This is a genomic window from Streptomyces sp. NPDC093225 (assembly GCF_044753805.1).
Taxonomy (GTDB): domain Bacteria; phylum Actinomycetota; class Actinomycetes; order Streptomycetales; family Streptomycetaceae; genus Streptomyces.
On record NZ_JBIVNX010000004.1, the window covers coordinates 175411 to 197167 of the forward strand.

Consider the following 21757-nt stretch of genomic DNA (forward strand, 5'->3'; position numbering starts at 1 on the left):
GCGTAGGCTGGTCGCCTTACGCGGGAGGGCAATTGAGTGCGGTCGTCTTCGTGCACGGCGTGGGCAAGCAGTACCTCGGCGAGGACTCCCTGGCGCGGGACACCGTGCCGGAGCTGCTGAGCGGCATACGGCTGGCGGGCGGGCCGGTGCCCGAACCGGACGACGTCGGCACGGCCTTCTACGGCGACCTGTTCCGGCCCCGCGGCACCCGCGCCGGGCAGGAACCGCCGCACGGGCCGGAGGACGTCGAGACCGAGGAGGAGTTCCGGCTCCTGATGGCCTGGTGGGAGGCGGCGGCCCGGACCGACCCGGCCGTCCCCGATCCGGCGGCCGACGGCACGCGGGGCGCGGCTTTCTGGGCGCCTTCCCAGGCCCTGCGGCTGAACGCCGTCCGGGCGGCCCTCGACGCCCTGACGGGCGCGGCGTTCCTGCGCGGGGTGCTCGACGGCATGCTCGTCGGCAGCCTCAAGCAGCTCACCGCCTACCTGTCGGACGACGACGTGCGCGCCGCGGCCCGGGCCCGGGTGGCCGCGCGGATCACGTCCGGGACCCGGGTGGTGGTGGGGCACTCGCTCGGGTCGGTGATCGCGTACGAGACCCTCTGCGACGAGGCGTACAACGGGAGTTGGGACGTGCGCATGCTCGTCACGCTCGGGTCCCCGCTCGGCATGCGGTCCCTCGTCCTGGACCGGCTCGACCCGCCGCCCCGGGACCGGAGGGCGCGCTGGCCGAAGCCGCTGCGGGCCTGGACCAACGTCGCCGACTCCACCGACGTCGTCGCCGCGGTGCGCGAACTGCGCCCCGCCTTCGGGAACCGCGTCACCGACCTCCTGGTCCACAACGGCAGCCACATGCACGACGCCACCCGCTACCTGACCGCCGTCGAGACGGGCCGCGCCATCGCCGCGGGGCTGGGGACGGAGCCGGGGCCCGGGGCGCGCTGATGCGCTACCTCGTGGCGGCGGGGACCCGGCACTACCGCGACGCCGCGCTCCCCGAGCTGCCGGCGGTCCCCGGCGACGTCGCGGCGCTGGTCTCGCTCTTCGGGTCGATGGGGTACGAGCGGGTGCTGGCCGAGGTCTCGGACGACCCGGGCGCGGGGGACCTCGAGGACGCGTTGGCCGACTGGTGCGCGTCCGCCGCGCTCTCGGCCGAGGACGTCGTGGTCGTGTACTACGCGGGCCACGGCGAGCGCCCGCCGGCCGGCGGATACCGGCTCGCGTGCGCGGACACCGGGTACGGCCGGCCGCACTCGTGGCTCTCGCCGGCCGACCTGGCCGAGGTACTGGCCACGTCGCCGGTCCGGCACGTCCTGTTCGTCGTCGACGCCTGCTACGCGGCGGTCGCCGGGACCGGCATCGGCACGGTGAGCGACGCCGTCGCCGCGGGCCGCGCCCGGACCGACGCCACGGGGTCCGGGACCTGGCTGCTGGCCTCCGCCCGGCACCGCGACCTCGCCGACGACGGGGCGTTCGTGTCCCGGCTGGCCGACGCGGTCGCCGCGGGCGACGGCGCGTCGCAGCGGTACCTGGCCCCCGGCACGCTCGCCGACCGGGTCAACCGCGCCTTCACCGCCGCCGGCCGCCGGCAGCGGGCCACCTGCTACGCGGTCGACCAGTCCGAGGCCCCGCCCTTCTTCACCAACCCCCTGCACGACCCCCGGGCGGAGCGGGCGGGGGACGGCGCCCGCGGCGCCGACGCCGGCGACCTCGCCGCGCACTTCGAGCCGCGCGGGCGCGGGGTGGAACAGGTCCACGACCCCGGCTCGTACTTCACCGGCCGCGAACGCGTCCTGCGCGAGGCCCGCGCGCACCTGGCCGGCGAGGGAGCCGCGGGCGCCCTGGTGGTGACGGCCGATCCGGGCTCCGGGAAGTCGGCCGTACTCGGCCGGCTCGTCCTCGAGGGCCACGCCGACGCGTCCGTCAACGCCCACCACCAGACCCTGGACGCCCTCGTCGGCAGACTCGCGGCCGCGGCCGACGTGCACGCCGCCACGCCGAGCGCCCTGTTCGAGGCCCTGGCAGGAAGGCGCCGGCCGCTGCGGATCGTCGTCGACTCGCTGGACGAGGCCGGTCCCGGCGGCGACCGGGCCGAGGCCCGCCGCATCGCCTGGGACCTGCTGCGGCCGCTGGCGGGCGTACCGTGCGTACGGCTGCTGGTCGGCTCGCGCCGGGAGCTGCTCCCGCACCTCGGGGACCGCGTCCCCCTCATCGACCTCGACGAGGGGACGTACGCCGACGACACCGACACCGCCGAGTACGTCGAGAAGGTGATCTCCGAGACGGGCGCCCCGTACGCGGACCTGCCCGACCTGGCCCGACGCGTCGCGGCGGAGGTCGCCCGCCGCGCCGGGCGGTGCTTCCTGGTCGCCCGGATGACGGCGAGCGCCCTGCTGCGCGGCCGGCCGGCCGACACCTCGGTGCCGGGCTGGGCGGAGCAGCTGCCGTCGGACGTCGGCGGCGCCTTCGAGGCGTACCTGCGGCGCCGTCCGGCCGGGCGGCGGACCGCGACGACGGCCCTGCTCACCGCGTTGGCGTTCGCCGAGGGCAGCGGCCTGCCGCGCCGGTTGTGGGTGCGGGTCGCCGGACGGCTGTCGGGGCTCCCCCTGACGGAGACGGACGTCGACCTGCTGCTGGAGGAGGACGGCTCGTACGTCGCGCACGCGTCGGTGGACCGTACGCGTTCCTTCCGGCTCTACCACCAGGAGCTCACGGACCACATGCGGGCGCGGGTGCTGCGGCACCGGGACGCGGCGGACGTCCAGCAGTGCTTCGTGGACGTGCTGCGCGAGCTGGTCCCGGACGGCGACTGGTCCGCCGCCCCCGCGTACGTCCGCTCGCACCTCGCCACCCACGCAGCGGGCTCGGGGGCACTGGACGACCTCATCGAGGACGCGGCGTTCGTCCTCGCCGCGGACCCGGCGACGCTGCTGCCCGCGGTGCGGCAGGTGGTGCGCCGGCCCGTGCCGGCGCTCGCGGTGGAGCGGTACGGGTCGCTGCTCGCGGGAGCGGACCCGGATCCCGACCGGGCGGCACTGCTGGCGTTCGTCGCGGAGACCTACGGGGTGCACGGGCTGGCGCGCGCCGCGGAGGAGCTCTCCGGCACGGTGCGGCGGATCGCGGCCCAGCCGCGGCGGATCACTCCGCACCGGGTGGTCGGCCGGCACGAGGGCGACGTCTACTCGACGATGTCGGTGTTCGGCGGCTGGCGGCTGGAGCCGCTGGTGCTGCCTTCCGCGGGCCGGGCCGTGGTGGCGCAGCCGCCACTGAAGGGCCGGGTGAACGTCTGGTTCCTCGACGACCCCGCCCAGTCCACGGTCCTGCCCCATGCGGACGGGGTCCTGGGGATCGCCGTGCTGGCGGACCGTGCCGAGGCCGTGACCCTCGACCGGGAGGGCACCCTGCGAGTCTGGGGCGTCGCGGACCAGTCGGTACGCGCAGCCGCTCCGGACACCGGCTTCCAGCATCTGGGCGGCAGTGCGTCCCTGTCCGACGGCACACCCGTGGTCATCTGCGGTGATGGCGACCGCGTGGTGGCACTGTCGCTCCCCGGCCTGGACGTCCTCGCCGAGCATCGAACGGAGCGGACCGGGCGCTCCGGTGCCCCTGCCCGCACCGCCCGCCTCGGCTGCGACGAGGCGGGCCGGGCCGTCATGTTCGTGTTCGACGGGAACAGTGGGGTGCTCACCGCGCACGACCTCGAGCGGAGCGGTGCACCGCGCCGGGTGCTGGCCGGCCTGGCCGGCGGGGTGCTGCTGGACGGCGTCCGCGGGCCGCGCGGCACGGTCCTCGCCTTTGTGGAGTGGCCGGGGCACTACACCGTGTTCGAGCCGGCCACAGGGAGGAGGAGGAGCACGCCTCGGGAGGTGTCCCTGCCCTGGGAGTCTGTGGGTGGTTTCGCGTACGGCGGCGGCGCGGACCCCGTGTACGTCGTGAGCAATATGGAGTACTTCCTCGGCGTCCGCCTCGGCGGGCTGATGAGGGGCGCGGCGCACGTCCATCTGCGTCCGGCCATGGCGGACGCCGTGCTGGCGGACGGCGAGCTGTTCGTCGTCGGCGCCCACACGAGCGGAGACGTGGTCCTGACCGCGTGCGCCACAGGAGCGCCGGCCGGCGCGCTGTACGGGCACGAAGGGGCGGTGAGCGCCGTGCGGGTGCTCGACGGCCCCGGGGCCGCGGGCCCGGACGTGCTCGCGGTCGGCAACGACGGGACCGCGCGGCTGTGGCGGTGGGGGGCGCACGCCGAAGGTCGGCCGCACGGCCCGGCGGCCGGCGAGGAACGGCTGCCCGCGCAGCCCGAGGTGCATTCGCTGGCCGCCCTGAGGGGGGAGCCCCTGTCCGTCGTGGCACGGGGATTCCGGACCGTGTGGCGCGCGACGTACGTCCCCGGGGAGGAAGGTACGGGCAGGGTGGCACTCGGCCCGACCACCGAGTCCGCTCTCCACGGCACCGACACCGTGCGCAGCCACGAGGACTCCGACGGAACGCTCAACCTCTTGGACCGGCGCGTGGCCTCGCGGAGCTTCGTCGGGTCCGGAGACGGGCCGCCGGACCCTGACGGGCCCGTGTTCGAGAGCATCATGTCCAGTACCTGGCGCCGGTTGCGGGCGGCGGCGGACCTGCCGGCCTGGAGCTGGCCCAGCGGGAACCAGTCCGCCCTTCACTCGTGGTTCCTGCCGGCCACGGACGGCCACCCCGCCACCCGTGTGCTCGAGTTCGACGCACTGTGCGGCCGTGCCACGCTCGTGGCGGGCTCCGACGGGGCGCGGAACGTCGTGGACCTGCCGTGGACCGTGGCCGTGGACGCGGACGTCGTCCGCGCCACGGGCTTCACGGCGACGGCGGGTGACGCGGTGCTCATGACCGCCACCAGGACCGCCCGGGGCGGCGAGACGAGCGTCGGCGGATACCGGCGCAACCGGCTGGGGCGCCCGAGCTCCGGGAGCGGGCAGGTCACCCCCGGACACCTCTGGGACGCGGCCACCGGACTGCCGTACGCCCGTGACGCGTACGAACTGGCCCCCGACGTGGACCTGTTGGTGCCGCACCACGGGCGGAGCGGGACGCGCTGGATCGCCCAGCGGGGCCTGGACACCGCGACGTCCGTCATCGACCTGGTGACCCGTGCCCGGTACCCGGTGAGCCCGCCGGCGCCGGACGCGAACCGGGAGAAGGACCCGGGCCCTGGCTTCCTCCGTTGGGCCGACCTCGGCGACGGCGCTGCCGTGCTCCTCTGTCTCGTCGGCCCGCTGCCGGACACCGTGGACGCGGTGCCGAGCGAGGCCCCCGTCCCGGTGGCCGTCTGGCACGCTGCGGATCCCGGGGTGACGGGCCGGCTGCCCGTCCTGGCCCACCGGATCCTGTGGACGGGGCACGCACCCAGCGGCGAAGCACTCGTGGCCGTGAGCGACGGAACCGGGGTGGTGCTGTGCCATCTGCCGAGCGGCGAGCAGGTGTGGGCCGCCCCGGTGCCGGCGCTCGTCACGGCGCTCGTCCCGCTGCCGGGCAGCGCGGGCCTGGACCTGGCCGTGGGGACGCAGCAGGGGGTGGTGTTCGTCCGGCCGCGGCTGTCGGCGAGGTGGCGGGAGCGGCTCGGGGTGGAGTGAGGGGTCAGCCGCCCGTCGCCAGGTGGTGGAAGCGGTCGGGGAGGGCCCGCAGCCAGCTGGCGCGGGCCCGGGCGACCTCACGCAGGCGGGCGTCGTCGGAGCGGGCCACGAGGTGGCCGAGGTAGCGCTCGTTGAAGCGGGCGTACTCCTGGTGCAGGGTGCGCAGGGCGCGGGCCGTGTGGTCCGGGGCGGTGCCGGACAGGCGGGCGAGGGCGGGGGCGTACTGCTTCCAGCGGCCCTCGACCGCCTGGCGCAGCAGGGCGGTCAGGTCGGCGGTGCGGTCGAGGACGGTGCGGAGCTCGTCGGGGGTCAGCCCGAGGGCGTCGGCGAGCAGGAGCGTCTGGCGGTCGGATCCGGGCCAGTGCTGGTCGCCCTCCGCCCGGGCGTAAGCGTCGGCGTCCATGCCGATGCGGCGGGCGAGGCGGGGGGCGGTGAACTGGCGGGCCAGCCGGTACTCGCGCAGGGTGCGGGGGTTGCGGGCCATCAGGACCGCGACCGGGCACCAGAGGGCGTCGGCGAGGGCGAAGAGCTCCGGTTCGGTGGGCGTGGCCGCACCCGACTCCCAGTCCCGGACGGTGTCGGGCTCGCGCGCGATGCCCAACTGGGACATGTGGAAAGTGACCTGGTGGAAGGTCAGGCCGACCCGGGCGCGGGCGGCCCGGGCCTGCTCGGCGGAGAACGGCGGGCGGGAGGGGGCGGGCGCCGGCGGGTACGGCGGCTGGTGCGGCTGGTGCGGGGGTGTCGGCGGCTGGGTGGGCACGGCGCGTCACCAGCTCGGGGTGGGGTCCGGGTCGGGGGCCAGCGCGGCGTCCCAGTCGATCTCCTCGCGCGAGCGGCGGTCGGCCCGGGTGTGGAAGAAGAGGTTCAGGAGGACCGCGGTCAGGCTGCCCAGGGTGATGCCGCTGCCGAGCACCGCGCGGACCTCCGTGGGCAGGTGGTCGAAGAAGGGGCCGACGACGGTGGGGAGCATCGCGGCGCCCAGGCTGAGCCCGAGGATCAGGGCGTTGCGCTCCTGCTTGAGGTCGGCCTTGCCCAGGATCTGGATGCCGACGGTGGCGACCATGCCGAACATCGCCACGGCCGCGCCGCCCAGGACCGGGTGCGGGACGGAGGCCACGATCGCGCCGGCCTTGGGCACCAGGCCCAGGGCGATCATGAAGACCCCGGCGGCGACCACGACGAAGCGGCTGGTCACGCGGGAGATCCGGACGAGGCCGATGTTCTCGGCGAAGGCCACGTACGGGAAGGAGTTGAAGACGCCGCCGAGGACGGTGGCCACCCCGTCCGCGCGCAGCGCGCGGCCGACGGTCTCGCCGTCGACGTCCCGACCGGTGATCTCGCCCATCGCGTACACGTCACCGGTGGTCTCCACCATCGTGATCAGCATGACCACGACCATGGCCAGCACGGGGAAGAGCGAGAAGTGCGGCAGCCCGTAGTGGAACGGGGTGCTGACGCCCAGCCAGCCGGCCTGGTCCACCGCGCCGAGGTCCGCGTCGCCGAGCAGCCAGGCCACGGCCGTGCCGCCGACCAGCCCGAGCAGGACGGCGACGCTGCCGAGGAACGGTCCGCCGAAGCGGGTGACGAGCAGGATGAAGAGCAGGGTGCCGCCGGCGTACGCGAGGTGGCTCGGGGCGCCGTACGAGGGCCCGCCCATCAGGGACGCGCCGCCCCCGACGTCCTGCAGGGCGACGGGGATGAGCGTGACGCCGATGACGGTCAGCAGGGTGCCCGTGACGATCGGCGGGAAGTACGGGGCGAGCCGGCCGGCGAACGGGGCCAGCAGGAAGGTCGCCACGCCCGCGGTGATCACGGCGCCGTACACGACGAGGAGGCCCGCGGTGCCGCCGCCCGCGCCCTGCCCGATGGCGATCATCGGGGAGACGGCGGTGAACGTCGCGCCCTGGACGAGCGGGAGGCGGGCGCCGATCCGCCAGAAGCCCCAGGCCTGGATGACGGTGGCGATGCCGGCGGTGACCAGGTCCGCGTTGATCAGGTACACGAGCTCCTGGCGGGACAGGCCGAGGCTGTTGCCGAGGAGGACGGGGACGAGGACCGCCCCCGCGTAGAAGGCCAGGACGTGCTGGAAGCCGTACAGCGTGAGTCGGGGGAGGGGGAGCACCTCGTCCACGGGGTGGACGGGGGCGGTGGTGCGGGTTCTGCGGCGCGCGGCCAGTGGTGCCATCTCTGCCTTGCCTGAGGGTAGGTGAATGAGAGGGGGCGCGACGGTGTCGTACGGCGCCACGGGGACGAGGGGCGTGCGTACGGTGGGGGCGTCGCGGCGAGTCGCGGGGGGGAAGGGCCTCGGGCGGTGTGCGGCCGGCCGCGCGGATGGGGCGGGCGAAGGGGTGGCCGGGCGCACGGGATTGCCGGTGCGCGGCCGGGAGCCGAGGCGGAACGGGCCGTTCCACGACCCGACGGGGGCTGATCCTTGCCGATGGGCGTGGCGGCGCGCAAGGCTCGGTGGCAGGGTTTCCGACCCAAAACCCGGCGGTAACTTGGGAATCGACGGAAACTACAGCGGGATGGGGATGGATCCTTTGGCGGTGTCGACGAGAGGTCTCCACCGCCCTCCGCCCCGACCCCTCGGGCCCGCCGCCGCCGTCGACGCGGACATGTCCGCATCGCGGGCGGTCCCGCCGCGGCGGATGCGCCGGTGGCTAGGGTGCGCCGCATGGCCGAGACGGTGCAGTTGGTGATCGTGATACGGACCCTGCCGGGACGCGGGGCGGAGCAGGTGGCGGCGTTCGAGCGGTTGGCGCCGGTCGTCCGGGCGGAGGAGGGGTGCCTGCAGTACGACATGCACCGGGTGGGCGGGGACCCGGACGGGTTCGTCCTCATCGAGCGGTGGGCCTCGCAGGAGGCGCTGGACGCGCACGACGCCACGCCGCACATGGTCGAGGCCGACGCGGCGAGCCCCGCCTTCCGGGCGGGGCCCGCGCAGGTGCTGCGGCTGGCGGCCGAGCCGCTGGCCTGACGGTCCCGAGGGGGTTGCCGGCGGACCGGGCCAGCCCCTTACGCGGGGGTGTCCGTCCCGTCAGGCCCGCGGGTGCGCGTCGAGGTGGGCGACGGTGAAGTGGCTTTCGCGAGCGGGGGTTTCGAGCTCGTCGAGCACGGCGACCGCCAGGTCCTCGGCGCTGATCCGCGAGTCGCCGTCGGTACCGGTGAGGAGGGTGTCGGTGCCGCGCCGGTAGCGGCCGGTGCGCACGCCCGGCTCCAGCAGGGCCGGCGGACTCAGGTACACCCAGTCGGCGTGGGCGTGCGTCCGGCAGGCCGAGAGCTGCGCGATCCCGGCGGCGGCCACGGGCCGCCACGCGTCCGGTACGTACGCCGGGTCGTCGGCGACGAGCAGGCCTGGGTCCGCCGGGCTGCGCAGCGCGCCGGCCCCGCCCACCACCAGCACGCGGATGCCGAGCTCGGCGGCGGCGTCCAGCACGGTACGGGTGGTGGCGGACAGGAACTCCGGGTCGGCCGGGAAGGTGCGGAGCGCGAGGACGACGACGTCCGCGGCCCGGTGGGCGGCGGAGGCGGCGAGCGCCGCGCGCAGGGACTGCGGGGAGCCCGCGTCGGCCGCGATCGGCAGGACGCTCCCCGGCAGGGTCCCGGCCCGGCCGCCGGCCCGGTTCTCCTGCTTCCCCGGCTCGTTCCCGCGGTCCCCCGTCGCGGCGGGTGACGGGGCGGGTGGGGGCACGGGGTTCCGGGAGAGGGCCAGGACGTCGTGGCCGCGGGCGGTGGCCTCGGCCAGGACGCGGCTGCCCACCATGCCGGTGGCGCCGAGGACGGCGACGGTCAGGCCCGCGGCGGTCCGGCGGGCGGTGGCGGGGTCGGGGTCGGGGTGCGTCGCGCGGGTGTTCATCGGGTGCGGTGTCCTTCGGGGGTCGGGCGGCCCGGGGTGAGCTGGGCGGCCAGGAGGGCGGTGAGGGAGAGGGTGAGGCCGAGTGCCTGGGGCGGGCTGAGCGACTCGCCCAGCGCCAGCCCGAGCAGGGTCGCCACCAGCGGCGAGAGGAGCACCAGGGGGGCCGATGCGCCCACCGGCAGGCGACCGATGCCGCGGAACCAGAGGACGTAGGCGATCAGGCCGCCCATGCTGCCCAACCACAGGTAGCCCGCCGTGGCGCCGGCGTCGATGTGCGCGGGTACGCCCTCGAACGCGAGCGTGAGCGGCAGGAGCAGGAGGCCGCCGGCCGTCAACTGCCAGGCCGCCAGGGTCAGGGGGCCGGCTCCCGGGGGCCGGCCCCAGCGCTTGGCGAGGACGACTCCGGCGGCCATGCCCGCCGTACCGGCGACGCCGGCGAGGACCCCGACGAGGTCCAGCCGGGCCGTCGGGCCGAGCACCATGAGCCCGACGCCGGCGACGCCCGACACCCCCCACGCCAGCCGCCAGGGCGTGGGCCGTTCGTGCAGCACCGCGACGGCCAGGCCGGCCACGATCAGCGGCTGGGTGGCGCCGAGCGTGGCGGCGACCCCGCCGGGCAGCCGCTGGGCCGCCAGGAACAGCAGGGGGAACAGGGCGCCTATGTTCAGCACCCCGAGCACGGCGGCCTTCCACCACCACTCTCCGCGCGGGAGCGTGCGGGCGAGGGCGAGCCCGACCAGTCCGGCGGGCAGGGCCCGCATCAGTCCGGCGAACAACGGGTGCCCGGGCGGCAGCAGTTCGGTCGTCACGGCGTACGTCGTGCCCCAGGCGGCGGGGGCGAGCGCCGTGAGGGCGAGGACCGCGTAGGGCGTACGGGGGGCGGCCGGACGTCCGGCGGTCGGGCGGGCGGCGCCGGCCTCGGGGGCGGGGGCGTCGGTGGGCGGGCGGTCGGCGGGTGGGCGGTCGGCGGGTGGGCGTCCGGCGGTGGAGGCGGGCATGTGGGAAGTCTCGGCCCGCACGGCCATGGCGCCAATTCATGGTTGTCATGCCAGTGATGAACCTGGAGCATGACGGCGTGGACCTGCAGCAGATGCGGTACGTCGTCGCCCTCGCCGAGACCCGCAACTTCACCCGTGCCGCCGAGCGCTGCGACGTCGTGCAGTCCTCGCTCAGCCACCGGATCGCCGGCCTGGAACGGGAACTGGGCGTCAGACTCTTCGCGCGGTCCAGCCGCCGCGTCGAACTCACCAGCGCCGGGACGGCGTTCCTCGCCGCCGCCCGCGACTGCCTGGCCGCCGCCGACCGCGCGGTCGCCGACGCGGCCGCGGCGGCCGGCGTGGTGCGGGGCCGGCTCGCCGTCGGCGTGATCGTGACCACGGCCGCCGTCGACATCCCCGACCTGCTCCAGCGCTACCGGGCCAGCTACCCGGACGTGCACGTGCGCCTGCGGGCCGGCGGCAGCGACGAGTTGGCCGCCGCCGTCCGGACGGGCGACCTCGACATCGCCTTCCTCGGCCTGCCCGAGGGCGAACGGCCGGCGGGCGTCGAGTCCCTGGCCCTCGACCACGACCGGCACGTGCTGATCGTCCCGGCCGGGCACCGCCTCGCCGGTGCCGCCCCCGTCACGCTGCGGGAGATCGCGGACGAGACGTACGTGGACTTCACCGCCGGGACCCCGGCACGGGCCCAGTCCGACCAGGCCTTCGCCGCCGCCGGGCTGGTCCGCGACGTCGCCTACGAGGCAGGCTTCGCCGAACTCGTCCCCGGCCTCGTCGCGCGCGGGCTCGGCGTCGCGCTGATGCCGTCCGCCTTCATCCGCCCCGTCGTCGCCGCCGACCCGGCCCTGGCCCTGGTCCCCGTCGTCGACGGCCCCCGCCGCGTCGAGTACCTGGCCTGGAGCCGCTTCAACCCGAGCCCGGCCACCCGCGCCCTGCTGGACGTCCTGGGCGTCAGGGGACGTTCCCAGGAGTAGTCCGGCCGGCCGTGCGGCTTCCCGAGCCGCTGCGCCGGCCAGCGCGGCGCGGGCTACCGGCCGGTGAGCAACTGCAGTGCGTGGGTGCGGAGTTCGGTGTCCGGTTGGTCGTCTCCCGCGCTAGCGGTACTCGACCGTGAGGGTGGGGCGGGGGGCGGTGGCGAGGAAGAGGTACGCCGTGGACGTCGGCGTGGTGGCGAAGCGCAGGCGGAGCTGGGTGGTGCCGGTGCGGTCGAGGGCGGCCAGGGCGGCGGGGGAGAGGTCCGTGGAGGCGCGCGTGCCGGAGGAGAAGGCGGGGAGTTCGGCGGCGGCGGGGACGGTCGCCGGGGCGGACCAGTCGGACGGCTCGGTGGTGCACGAGGCGCCGAAGCAGCCCGTACGGACGTCCAGCAGCAGGCGGTTGCCGGCGGGCGAGGCCCACGGGTCACCGGAGCCGCTCGCGCGGGTGGCGCTCACGTACGCCCGGACGATCTCCTTGCCGGCCGGGACGCGCGAGGTGTCGAAGGAGAGCAGGCTGCGGTTGTCCTTGCCGTCGCTGCCGCGGCCGAGGGCCAGGCCGGAGACGCCCTCGAGGGTGCCGACCGCCGCTCCGGAACCGTCCGGGGCGGCCTTCACGTAGCCGTCCTGGGCGTCGAGGGAGGGGAGGGTGACGGTGGTCGTCGGGGTCGGCGGTTCCGTGCCCCCGCCGCCGAGGGCGCGGACCATGTTCATGATGGCCTCGATCTGCTTGCCGCCGTGCTGTGCGTACGCGCCGTCGCCGAGGTAACCCCACCAGTTCCAGCACCCGTTGGGGTTGTCGAGGGTGGTGGTCGGGACGGCCTGCGGGTAGAGGACGAGGAGGTGGTTGGTGTCCGCGTACTCGTCGAGGTACGCGGTGTCGATGAACTTCGTGCCGAAGGACTGGTACGAGTACCCCTGCTTGCAGCCGTGCAGGGCGACGAGCAGGCGGCAGGGGGTGGCGGTGTCGGAGCAGGCGGCGGGTTCGTAGAGGAAGCCGCTGCCGTCCATGGAGACGGCGGAGGCCGATCCGCCGGGCACGTACCGGTTCTGGTCGAAGCGGACGAGCGAGCCGGTGGGGGCCGGGGCGGGGGCGTCGACGGCTCCCGTGAGGTGGCCGAGGAGGTCGCGCTCGGCGTCGATCCCGCAGTCGTTGACGTACGGGCTCTGCGTGACGGTGCACGCGTTCGGCCCCAGCGGGCTGATCCAGGCGTGCCCGGCGGCGGTCGTGGCGTCGTACCGCACGCGGGCGCCGAAGCGGCCGTAGTACGCGGCCAGGGCGCCGGCGACGGGCCGCTCCACGGTCGCGTCCCCCGACCCGCTGAAGACGTACACCGGGTCGCCGGAGAGGTTGGCCACCGGGTCGATCAGGCCCTGCGCGGACCGGTCGCGGGTGGTGCGCTCGAGGGCGTCGAGCCCGAGGTCCTGGTACGTCTTCATGCAGGCGTACTGGGCCCGGTAGAGGTCGCCCCGCGCGCAGTCGTACGGCCCGGCGGCGAAGACGGCGGAGCCGGCGAACGTGCCCGAGTACGCCACGTGGAGCTGGGTGGCCATGTACCCGCCGGACGAGATCCCGGCGGTGTAGGCGGCGCTGATGGTGTGGGGCCTGAGCTCGCCGGGGGTGGGTGCAGGCGTGACGGCAGCCTGGGCCGTGGGGGCGGTGGGGAGCGCGGTCGACGCGGCGAGCAGCAGCAGTGCGGCCAGCCGGCGGAGCCGCGGGAAGCGTGGCGGTTGCTTCAAGGGGGCCTCCTCGGTGGGGGTGGGGATTCCCGGGAGGCTAGGGCGCGCCGTGGTCGCCCACTATGTGATGGGCGGACACAACGGGGGTGGCGCGTATGGGTGTTCAGACGCAGGCGGTGAAGGCAGACCAGGCTCGGGGGGAGAGGGCGAGGGGGCGGAGAGCGGTGTCCTTGGAATCGCGGACGAGGACGGCCTCGGGCTGCACGGCGACTTCGACGCAGTTGTCGCCGTCGCCGCCGCTGTAGGTGCTCTTGAACCAGGCCGGTTCCGTGGTGCTCATAGCGCTCCTCGCATCTGCTCCAGCAGGCTCGTGCTGTCCTGACGGCTCAGGGCCTGTGAGCGCATCTTGCCATAGCGCTGGAGCATGGCACTGACCGCTTTCGTGTCACTGATCACGGTGCTCGTGTTGTGCCCTTCCACGTATCCCAGCCACTTATTGTCGCTGGTCTCGGCGAGGTACATCGAGCCGTCGTAGCCCGAGTGGTCCTCCTGCTGCAACGGCATGACCAGGACCTCGACGTTGCGGCGCCGGCCGTGCGTCAGGAGCCCCTCCAGGAGGGTCCGGGTCACCTCGGCACCGCCGAAGCGCCGTTCGAGGAGAGCCTGCTCGATCAAGAAGCAGAAGCTCGTGTTCGGCAGCTCGATCAGCAACTGTTGGCGTGCGAGCCGCGACGTGACCTGTCGCTCGATCTGCTCCTCCGTGAGCGGCGGCAGGCGACGCTCGAAGACCGCCCGCGCGTACGACTCCGGCTGGAGGAGTCCGGGGATGACCCGGCACTCGTACGTATAGAGGGAGACGGCCTCCTCCTCGATGCCGGCCCACTCGTGGAACCGCGACGCCAGCCCCGCCTTGCGGGTGAGGCTGTGTGCCGCCGCAGCCAGCACCTTGGCGGCGGCCGCTCCCAGCGCCTCCTCCGCCCGCTGCGGCAGATCCGCCGGAGGGAACCGCTTTCCCTGCTCGATCTTGGCGACGTAATGCGCCGAATAGCGCACCTTGCGGGCGAAGGCCTCCTGCGTCAGGCCGGCCTCGTCCCGCAGCGCCTTCAGGACCGCCCCGAACGTCTTGAGGCTGTCGGAGAACTCCGGATCGCCGTTGTTGCCGCCGCCGCTGTCAACCGTCATGAAACAGCCGCCCCTTCGCGCACGCGCACCCTCGCCCGACCCGGAACAGCGTTACGGACCGTCACCAGCACAGTCCAGAGCGGGAACCGGTACAGACGGATCTGTACCAGTGTCGGCCCTCCCGACCAGGGGGCGCAGCCGGAACGCTGGACCCCATGACACCTCGCGCACCCCAAGCCCCGGTCACCGTACGTACGTTCACCCAGCGGTTCTCCGCCACCCGCCGCGGAGCGCGCCTCGCGCGGCTGCTCGCTGCGCAGCAGGCCGTGGACTGGGGCATCCCGCGCGGTACGACCGCCCACGACGCGCTCGTGACGGTCGTGGGGGAGCTGGCGGCCAACGCCGTGCTGCACGGGCGCGTTCCCGGACGCGACTTCGAGCTGCACCTGCGCAGGGGCCACGGGTGCGTGCACGTGGAGGTATCGGACACCCATCCCCGCCGGCCGGCCCTGCGGCCGACGGGCGCCGACGCCGAGGGCGGCCGGGGGCTCGTGCTCGTCGGGGCGCTCGCGCTGCGGTGGGGCGTACGGGAGCGGAACGGGCCGGGCAAGACGGTCTGGGCCGAGTGCGCGGCCCGGTCCCGGCCCGCACGGCCGGCTCCTCCGGAGCGGTGTCGTCCGGACGGCGGTCCGGACCCCGGGTGACGCGGCGTACAACTTTTGTGTGCCGTCGCAGGTCACACGGGCCATGAAACATCGTCAACTTCGCTTCTCGGTCATGGCCGTGGCCGCTCTGGCCGCCCTCGGGCCGTCGGTGACGGCCACGGCTGCGCAGGCGTCCGCGCCCGCGGCCGCCCGGCCGGCCCCCGCCGCCGAGCCGCCGATCAGGCTGGAGGCGCCCGCCACGAACGTGGCCCTGGGCGGCCGCTGGCAGCTCCTCGACGTCCTCTACGACAACCCGGGCGCGGACTACCCGGACCCCTTCACCGTCACCGCGGACTTCGCCGGCATCGCCGGGTTCGCGAAGGCGGAGTTCGAGGAACCCGAGCAGGAGGACTGCAAGGTGACCGGCACCAAGGTCACCTGCACGGGATCCGCCGTGCTGCGCGGAGGCGCCCGGGGCCGGCTGGCCACGATCGTCGTCCGTACGCTGCCGGGCGCGAAGGTGGGTGACCGCGGGACCGTCAAGATCTCGGCCCACGTCCGGGGCCGCACCGTGAAGGGCGTCGACGCGAGGGTGGAGGCCGGTGGCCCCGACCTCGAGATGAAGATGCCCGACCACGACCCGAGGCCCGAGCCCGGTGCCCGGATCCCGCTGCCGTTCACGCTCACCAACAAGGGCACCGAGCCCGTCACCGACGTGCTGCTGACCGCGGAGGCAACGTACGGCCTGAAGCTGGGACTGGACCACCGCAACTGCGCGTACCGCCGCGGCCCCATGGACTACGTCGGCGGCGAGGACGCGTACCTCGACGCACTGATGAACATGTCGGCCACCTACCAGTGCCGGATCAAGGGCACCTTCCTGCCCGGCAGGAGCTACCGGCTCGCCCTCCCCGCCGGGATCCGGGTGGCCGCTTACGCCTCCGGCTCGGAGAGGTTCTTCCTCCGGGTCGACGAGGACAACGCGGGGAACCGCACCGCGTGGCGCGGGGGCCGCACGGTGCGCACCGGCACCGGTCCCGAGCTGAAGTTCAAGACGGTGGCCGTCGCGGCGCCCACCGGGGTGGGCGACACCGGCCGGGACACCAACCGCTACAACAGCCACTACTTCGGGACGGTGTCGGTCGCGGGCGGTGCGGACTTCGCGGCGGTCGGCACGACCGTGCGGGGCGGGGCAGGCACGACGGTGCGGGCCACGGTCAAGCTGCGCAACCAGGGCCCCGCGTACTTCCTCTCGGCGCGTGAGGTGCAGGGGATCCTGAAGCTGCCGAAGGGCGTCTCGGTCGTCAAGGCCGACCCTGCCTGCCGTCCGCGCGAGCGCGCGGACGGCACCGTGGCGTACCACTGGTGCGAGGTGGTCCCGCCCGGCGGCCGGATCTTCGTGAAGCCGGGCGACGAGTTCGCGTACACCTTCACCCTGAAGCTGGAGCAGACCCTCAAGGACGTCTCCGGCAGCTTCTCTACGAGGTTCCTTGCGGACACGTACCTCGACGACCCGGACCACCGCAACGACTCGGCCCGGATCCGGGTGAACCCGTCGAGGTCCTAATGCGTGTTTGAGATGCGTTCACAGTGCCTGCCGTATCAGGGCGAGTTGGATGGTGGCCTCGTAGCGGACGGCCAGCCTCTCGTAGCGCGACTGCTGGGCGGCTGGATTCATCCTCGGGGAGGGGCCGGTTGCCCTCGTGGCGGTGGACCGGCTTGCGGCCCCATGCTCATTGCCGACCTCTCAGGTACGTGAGAACGGCCTGGACACGCCGGTTGGTGTCGTTACTGACCGGCAGGTTCAGCTTGGCCAGCAGGCTGCCGATGTGTTTGCCCACACCTGCCTCGGTCAGGGTGAGGATGTGGGCGATCGCCGCGTTCGAATGCCCCTCGGCGATCAACGCGAGCACCTGACGCTCCCGCGGCGACAGGTGACGGAGCGGATCCCGCTGCCGCTGCATCAACTGCCGCACTACCTCGGGGTCGACGACCGTACCGCCGGCGGCCACCCGCCGCAGCATCTCCGCGAACTCGGCGACGTCGCCCACCCGGTCTTTGAGTAGGTACCCAACGGCCCGTCCCTGGCCCGAGGCGAGCAGTTCGTCAGCGTAGCTGTGCTGCACGTACTGGCTCAGCGCCACCACCGCCAAGTCGGGGTCGGCGTCGCGCAACGCCACTGCGGCGCGCAGGCCCTCGTCGGTGAATCCGGGTGGCATGCGCACGTCGGTGACCACCAGGCGGGGCCTGGTCTGCTGCACCGCCGCGACCAGCCCGTCGGCGTCACCGACCGCGGCCAGGACCTCGAAACCGAACCGGGGCAGCAGTCCGATCAGCCCCTCACGGAGCAGGACCGAGTCTTCGGCGATCACAACGTGCACGGCAGCTCCACCCGCACGATCGTCGGCCCTCCGACCGGGCTGGAGATCAGCAGCCGGCCCCCGGCCGCCGCCGTGCGGTCGGCCAGACCGGTCAGGCCCGTACCTCCCGACGGGTCCGCCCCGCCGCGTCCGTCGTCACGCACCTGCACGGTCAGTATGCCGCCCGAACGCCGGACCCTCACCGCGGCCTCGCCGGCGGCCCCGTGCTTGACCGCGTTGGCCAGTGCCTCCGACACCGCCGCGAACGCAACCGTCTCCACCCCTGGCGGGAAGCGACCCGGGTCGGCGTCCACCTCGACCTCCAGCGGGCTGCCCGCGGCCAGTTCCTCGATCGCGGCGCGCAGCCCCAGCTCACGGAGCGTTCGCGGACTGATCCCCCGGATCAGATCCCGCAGTTCGACCATCAACGCCTTGGCGTGGTCGTGCGCCAGGGCCACCGGCGCCTTCGCCGGAGAGTCCGCCGGCAGGTCCAGCTTGGCCACACTGAGTTGCATGGTCAGGCTCACCAACCGCTGCTGAGCGATGTCGTGCAGGTCTCGCTCGATCCGGTGGCGCTCGGCGTCGAACGCGTCCGCCAGCCGCGTCCGCGACCGTGCCACCTCGACCAGTTCGGCCGCAGCCGGGTCCGGCTCGGCGCACAGCAGCAACCGGGCGAGCCCGGCATGCGCACCACTGAACGTCGCGGTCAGGTACGGCATCGCCTGGAGCAGCAGCAGCCCGAGTGCGGCCCGCCCGACCACGCCGCCCACCGGTGCCGCGGCCGCCAGCTGATGGTGCACCGCAATCGGTGTGGAGACCACCACTAGGCCGGCGACCGCCAGTACCCCCAGCCACAGCGGCGCGATCACAGCCAGCAGCAGCAGGTACGCAACCGCCCGCCAGGCAGCCGGATCGGTGTAGACGCCGTTGTTGCGCCGCGACACGACCGGCCCGTCGTCGGCCAGCCGCAACCGCCACCGCTCCACGGCCGCCACCGCAAGGGCCAGCCACGGCCCCACCAGCGCGAGGAGGCTGACGCCGAGCAGACCGAGCGCGGTCGCGGCCAGTGCATACCAGCCCGTGTCGATCCCCTCGTTCATGAGTACTGCCACGGCCAGCACCAGGGGAGCAGACAGACAGGTCAGCACGAGCCAGACAAGGCCCGACACCACTGCCGCCGTCGCGGCGTACACCGCCCCGCGCCATGGCCACGCCGAGACCAGGAACCGGGGTCTCATCATCGCCCTGAGCAGGGTATCGGCCGAGGTCATGGGCCCAGGCTAGGCGCACCCGGTCGGCCCGAGCCAGGACGCTGGGGCGAGTCCTGCGGTAGGGCCAGCCCTACCTTTCCGCCCGCGCCGCCGCACAGCTCGCCCCGTGCCCGCCGACAGGTCCGGGCACGGCCACCGGCAGGTGGTGCCAGACCTACCCCGGGAGTAGGTCCAGCGGGCTGTCGGCGGTTGCCGACAGCCGCCTAGCTTGGGCGCACCGTGCCCGCCCACCTGCGTTGTGCGGCCGATCCGACGAGGAGTCACCTTTGAGCACCACCCACGCCCGAAGGCGTAACGCCGAGCTCCTGGCCATGACCCTTCTGCTGGCCGTCGCGTTCTTCCTGGCACCGCCACTGTTCTTCCCCGGCCCGTTCGACGACTTCCCGCGCGCCTTTGCCGCGTACTGGTCCTCGGGCGGCGGCCGGGGCTTCCCGGCCGACCTCCAGCACCTTGTCGACCAACAGTTCGGCTATCACCTGGTACGGGCGGTGATAGCTCTGCCGCTGCTCGTGGTGCTGGTGGCACTGGCCGTCCGGCTCCGGCGGTTCCGACTGCCGCTCGCGGTGCTCGCGCTCGCGGCGGCGGCACTGATGATCTTGAACGTCCAGGGGTTCGTGTCGCCGTTCGGCACGCTGCTGCCGCGTCTGGCGTCCCACCCCGCCCACGCCGATCTGACCGCTGACCTGGCCCAGGCCCGGAACCAGCTCGCACACGGCCCGATCTCGCCCGCGCTGCACGTGATGCTCGACGAGTACGTGCGATGGCACCTGGTGAAGGGCGTGCTGTCCGGGCTCCTGGCAGCCGTCCTCATCGGCCTGTCCGTGGTGGCCTGGCGTCGGGGTCGGCGGTGGTACAGCCTGCTGCCGACAGTCCCGGCCCTGGCTGCGCTGGGGGTCGTGGTGGCCAATGCAACCACCGTGGCGAACCCCGACCCGGGGTTCTTGCTGCTCCTCCAGGGCAGTTGGTGACCGCCGAACACCCAGGGAGTGGCTCCTGTCGAGCGGGTGCGGAACAACCCGCACACCATCTCGGAGAAGCGGGACCGGGCCGGACACCGTCGTCGGCGACCTGGGCGACGGCGGCGTCGAGCAGGCGGCCGTGGGCCGTGAGGGTGCCGGTCCGGTGGCGGGCGGTGTCGGTCACCGCGCGGGCGAACAGCGCTCCCCACCGCGTGAGGTCGCCGTCGGCCGCGGCCCCCAGGGCCGGACCGGAGACCTCACCGGCCACCTCCGCCCCTTGATCACGATCAGATCCGCGCGCTAGATCCCCCGGCCCGAGGCGGTGAGGTACACGTACACCGCGATCAGGCCCGTCACGCACAGGAGGACGGCCCACGAAGCGGCGCCCGTGTGGCGGCCCGTGCGGCGGGGGGAGCGAGGGGTGCGGGTGCGGCGGCGAGGGGCCGCGTCGTGTGCGCCGCGCTGCCGGGGGACGGTCGCGGCGTCCTCGGGAGCGGCCGTCTCGGCGAGGAGGCGGCGGCACAGGGCGGCGAGCCCGGCCGTGCCGGCGGCCGGGTCCGCGACGGCCTCGCAGCGGGCCGGGGCCGAGGTACCGCCGGGCAGGATCCGGCCGGCCCGAACGAGGAGTTCGCCCTTGCCGCCGGTCGGGGACAGGCTGATCCAGCGCTGGACGTGGTCCCCGCGGATCACCACCCCGCCCGACCGCTCCCGGTAGACGGTGTGCTCCCGCCACAGCAGGGCACCCAGTTCCGCCGCGGTCGCCCTCAGTCGTGCGCTCATGTCTCCCCACCCCTGGCCCTGCGCGAACGGTCGGACGGCACTGTAGCCGCGGCCACCGACAGGGGCCCTCCCGGGGCGACGGCCCGACGGCCTACGACTCCAGGTACCGCAGCACTGCGAGGATGCGGCGGCCGTAGCCGGAGGTGTGGGAGAGCTCCAGCTTGTCGAAGACCGCGTTGAGGTTCTTCTCCACCGAGCTGAGCGAGAGGTGCAGTCGGTGCGCGATGGCCGTGTTCGTGAGCCCCTCGGCCAGGGCCTCCAGCACCGTGCGCTCGCGCGGGGTCAGCCGGGCCAGCGGGTCGCCACGGGTGGTGCGGACGACGAGCTGCCGTTACGACTTCGGGGTCGAGGACGGCGCCTCCGGCCCGCGCACAGCGCCGGCGACGAGCAGGGCGGCCAAGGCCGCGCCGAAGTCGAGCAGTGCGAGGACGACGGTGCACAGCAGGCCCGCGGAGCAGCGCAGCGCCAGGAAGCGCAGGACCTTGGCGTCCGGGGCACGGTAGGGCGCGGGGAAGGCGTCGCCGAAGAAGGCGGTGCGGCGGGCGCGTTCCAGGGCTGCCAGCCGCCGGGCGCCGCCCATCAGGACGGCGAGGGCGTCCGGGCGGGAGCGGGGCCACAGGAGGAACGGGCCGGCCCAGCCCGCGAAGCCGTCGGCGGGCTGCTGGGCGAGGGCGATCGGGAGGAGGTGGGGCGGCATCGTGGGTCTCCGGGGGAGGGCTCGGTAGGCGGGGCGGTTGCCCCGGCGGCCCTTCCACGCTAGGAAGCGCGGGGCGGCGCGGGTATGCGGATGCCCGTCGGTCGCGGTGCGGTGGTCCGTATCCGACCCCTGCGGGAAACCGCAGGGTGGCGACCGGTTCTCCGGGTGGTTCTCAGGTCGGCTCTCAGGCTCCGGTACGGCGGCCCGGCGTGCGGACGGCCAGGGCGGCGCAGGCGCCGGCCAGCGGGAGTTCGGCGCAGGCGGCCATCGCCACGGCGGTCGCGAGGCCGGCGCCCGCCGGGGCCGTGGTGATGTCGAACCAGGCGTCGGTGACCAGCAGCGTCGCCGTGGCCGCGGCGGCGGCGGGCAGCCGCGGGTCGCCCTTGCGCAGGAGCACGCCCGTGGCGAGCAGGCCGGCCGCGATCAGGGCGTCCAGGCCCACCCAGGCGGTGGCCCAGTGCGACACCTCGGTGGTCTGCGGCAGGGTCTTGGCCAGGACCACCATCCACGGGAGCAGGGCCACGCCGGACCCGATGAGCACCGTGGGCAGCAGGCCGACGAGGGAGCGGCGCGGTGAGACCCCCGAAGTGCCGCGCCCGGCAGTGCCCTTGAAGCCCGGCAGCAGACCGGTCCGGGGCGCCGGGCGCCGCCGGCCGGAGGGGGCGAGCGGACCGAAGGACGGGCGCGGGGCCGTGAGGGACATGCGAGGGGACTCCTTTCGGCGCGGCGGGCCGGGCGGTCCGCCGTCGATGTCCCAAGCCTGTCCGGCGGGCCGCTCCCGGGCAGTAGCGCGGGCGTCCGAACCGGGGGTGGT

Annotated in this window: 18 protein-coding genes and 1 pseudogene; 7 read left to right on the top strand and 12 right to left on the bottom strand. The window is 74.6% G+C overall.

Annotation, left to right across the window (positions count from 1 at the left end):
* Window positions 1–32: 32 nt before the first annotated feature.
* Together ACIQCH_RS06460 and ACIQCH_RS06465 are read left to right on the top strand one after the other, a co-directional pair.
* Complete coding sequence (locus ACIQCH_RS06460) at window positions 33–944, top strand: hypothetical protein (protein WP_402578549.1); 912 nt, start codon at window positions 33–35, stop codon at window positions 942–944.
* The gene (locus ACIQCH_RS06465) at window positions 944–5605 is read left to right on the top strand and encodes a caspase family protein (RefSeq protein WP_402578551.1); all 4662 of its coding nucleotides are present in this window, start codon (window positions 944–946) and stop codon (window positions 5603–5605) included. The genes ACIQCH_RS06460 and ACIQCH_RS06465 overlap by 1 nt, the downstream gene beginning before the upstream one ends.
* A gap of 4 nt (window positions 5606–5609) precedes the next feature.
* Here the strand turns inward: ACIQCH_RS06465 and ACIQCH_RS06470 are convergent, their stop codons facing one another.
* Window positions 5610–6365 carry a helix-turn-helix domain-containing protein gene (locus ACIQCH_RS06470; protein ID WP_402578553.1) on the bottom strand — a complete coding sequence of 252 codons (756 nt, stop codon included), beginning with the start codon at window positions 6363–6365 and terminating at the stop codon, window positions 5610–5612.
* 6 nt (window positions 6366–6371) lie between these two features.
* The gene (locus ACIQCH_RS06475) at window positions 6372–7790 is read right to left on the bottom strand and encodes a nucleobase:cation symporter-2 family protein (RefSeq protein ID WP_402578555.1); all 1419 of its coding nucleotides are present in this window, start codon (window positions 7788–7790) and stop codon (window positions 6372–6374) included.
* Window positions 7791–8279: 489 nt separating this feature from the next.
* On the opposite strand from ACIQCH_RS06475, the gene ACIQCH_RS06480 reads away from it, so the two are divergent.
* Window positions 8280–8582, top strand: a complete 303-nt coding sequence (locus ACIQCH_RS06480) for a putative quinol monooxygenase (RefSeq protein WP_402578557.1) — start codon at window positions 8280–8282, stop codon at window positions 8580–8582.
* 60 nt (window positions 8583–8642) lie between these two features.
* Here ACIQCH_RS06480 and ACIQCH_RS06485 read toward each other — a convergent pair whose 3' ends face one another.
* Together ACIQCH_RS06485 and ACIQCH_RS06490 are read right to left on the bottom strand one after the other, a co-directional pair.
* Window positions 8643–9398: an NAD(P)-dependent oxidoreductase gene (locus ACIQCH_RS06485; RefSeq protein ID WP_402578688.1), complete on the bottom strand. Its 756-nt coding sequence runs from the start codon at window positions 9396–9398 to the stop codon at window positions 8643–8645.
* Window positions 9399–9457: 59 nt separating this feature from the next.
* Window positions 9458–10459, bottom strand: coding sequence for an EamA family transporter (locus ACIQCH_RS06490; protein WP_402578559.1), 1002 nt, complete (start codon window positions 10457–10459; stop codon window positions 9458–9460).
* Window positions 10460–10536: 77 nt separating this feature from the next.
* On the opposite strand from ACIQCH_RS06490, the gene ACIQCH_RS06495 reads away from it, so the two are divergent.
* Window positions 10537–11433, top strand: coding sequence for a LysR family transcriptional regulator (locus tag ACIQCH_RS06495; RefSeq protein ID WP_402578690.1), 897 nt, complete (start codon window positions 10537–10539; stop codon window positions 11431–11433).
* Window positions 11434–11553: 120 nt separating this feature from the next.
* Here the strand turns inward: ACIQCH_RS06495 and ACIQCH_RS06500 are convergent, their stop codons facing one another.
* The 3 genes from ACIQCH_RS06500 to ACIQCH_RS06510 form a co-directional block, all read right to left on the bottom strand.
* Window positions 11554–13170 (bottom strand): poly(3-hydroxybutyrate) depolymerase, encoded by a 1617-nt coding sequence (locus ACIQCH_RS06500; protein WP_402578561.1) that lies wholly within the window; start codon window positions 13168–13170, stop codon window positions 11554–11556.
* Window positions 13171–13273: 103 nt separating this feature from the next.
* Window positions 13274–13450, bottom strand: a complete 177-nt coding sequence (locus ACIQCH_RS06505; RefSeq protein ID WP_402578563.1) for a DUF397 domain-containing protein — start codon at window positions 13448–13450, stop codon at window positions 13274–13276.
* Window positions 13447–14292 carry a helix-turn-helix domain-containing protein gene (locus ACIQCH_RS06510; protein ID WP_402578565.1) on the bottom strand — a complete coding sequence of 282 codons (846 nt, stop codon included), beginning with the start codon at window positions 14290–14292 and terminating at the stop codon, window positions 13447–13449. The genes ACIQCH_RS06505 and ACIQCH_RS06510 overlap by 4 nt, the downstream gene beginning before the upstream one ends.
* Before the next feature lie 155 nt (window positions 14293–14447).
* Between ACIQCH_RS06510 and ACIQCH_RS06515 the strand changes: the two genes are divergently transcribed.
* Together ACIQCH_RS06515 and ACIQCH_RS06520 are read left to right on the top strand one after the other, a co-directional pair.
* On the top strand, window positions 14448–14936 hold the full coding sequence (locus ACIQCH_RS06515; protein ID WP_402578567.1) for an ATP-binding protein: 489 nt from the start codon (window positions 14448–14450) through the stop codon (window positions 14934–14936).
* A gap of 73 nt (window positions 14937–15009) precedes the next feature.
* Window positions 15010–16443, top strand: a complete 1434-nt coding sequence (locus ACIQCH_RS06520; protein WP_402578570.1) for a hypothetical protein — start codon at window positions 15010–15012, stop codon at window positions 16441–16443.
* Window positions 16444–16609: 166 nt separating this feature from the next.
* Here the strand turns inward: ACIQCH_RS06520 and ACIQCH_RS06525 are convergent, their stop codons facing one another.
* Entirely contained in the window at window positions 16610–17248 is a 639-nt protein-coding gene (locus tag ACIQCH_RS06525) for a LuxR C-terminal-related transcriptional regulator (protein ID WP_402578692.1), read from the bottom strand.
* A complete protein-coding gene (locus ACIQCH_RS06530) occupies window positions 17245–18507 on the bottom strand; it encodes a sensor histidine kinase (protein ID WP_402578572.1) in 1263 nt (420 codons plus the stop codon). Before ACIQCH_RS06530 ends, ACIQCH_RS06525 begins: the two co-directional genes overlap by 4 nt.
* 266 nt (window positions 18508–18773) lie before the next feature.
* On the opposite strand from ACIQCH_RS06530, the gene ACIQCH_RS06535 reads away from it, so the two are divergent.
* Window positions 18774–19475, top strand: a complete 702-nt coding sequence (locus tag ACIQCH_RS06535) for a hypothetical protein (RefSeq protein WP_402578574.1) — start codon at window positions 18774–18776, stop codon at window positions 19473–19475.
* Between the two features lie 291 nt (window positions 19476–19766).
* Here the strand turns inward: ACIQCH_RS06535 and ACIQCH_RS06540 are convergent, their stop codons facing one another.
* The 3 genes and pseudogenes from ACIQCH_RS06540 to ACIQCH_RS06550 form a co-directional block, all read right to left on the bottom strand.
* Window positions 19767–20246 carry a hypothetical protein gene (locus tag ACIQCH_RS06540; protein ID WP_402578576.1) on the bottom strand — a complete coding sequence of 160 codons (480 nt, stop codon included), beginning with the start codon at window positions 20244–20246 and terminating at the stop codon, window positions 19767–19769.
* 91 nt (window positions 20247–20337) lie between these two features.
* A pseudogene (locus ACIQCH_RS06545) lies at window positions 20338–20611 on the bottom strand (response regulator transcription factor); the annotation flags it as partial.
* Between the two features lie 516 nt (window positions 20612–21127).
* A complete protein-coding gene (locus ACIQCH_RS06550) occupies window positions 21128–21646 on the bottom strand; it encodes a hypothetical protein (protein ID WP_402578578.1) in 519 nt (172 codons plus the stop codon).
* Between the last annotated feature and the right edge of the window lie 111 nt (window positions 21647–21757).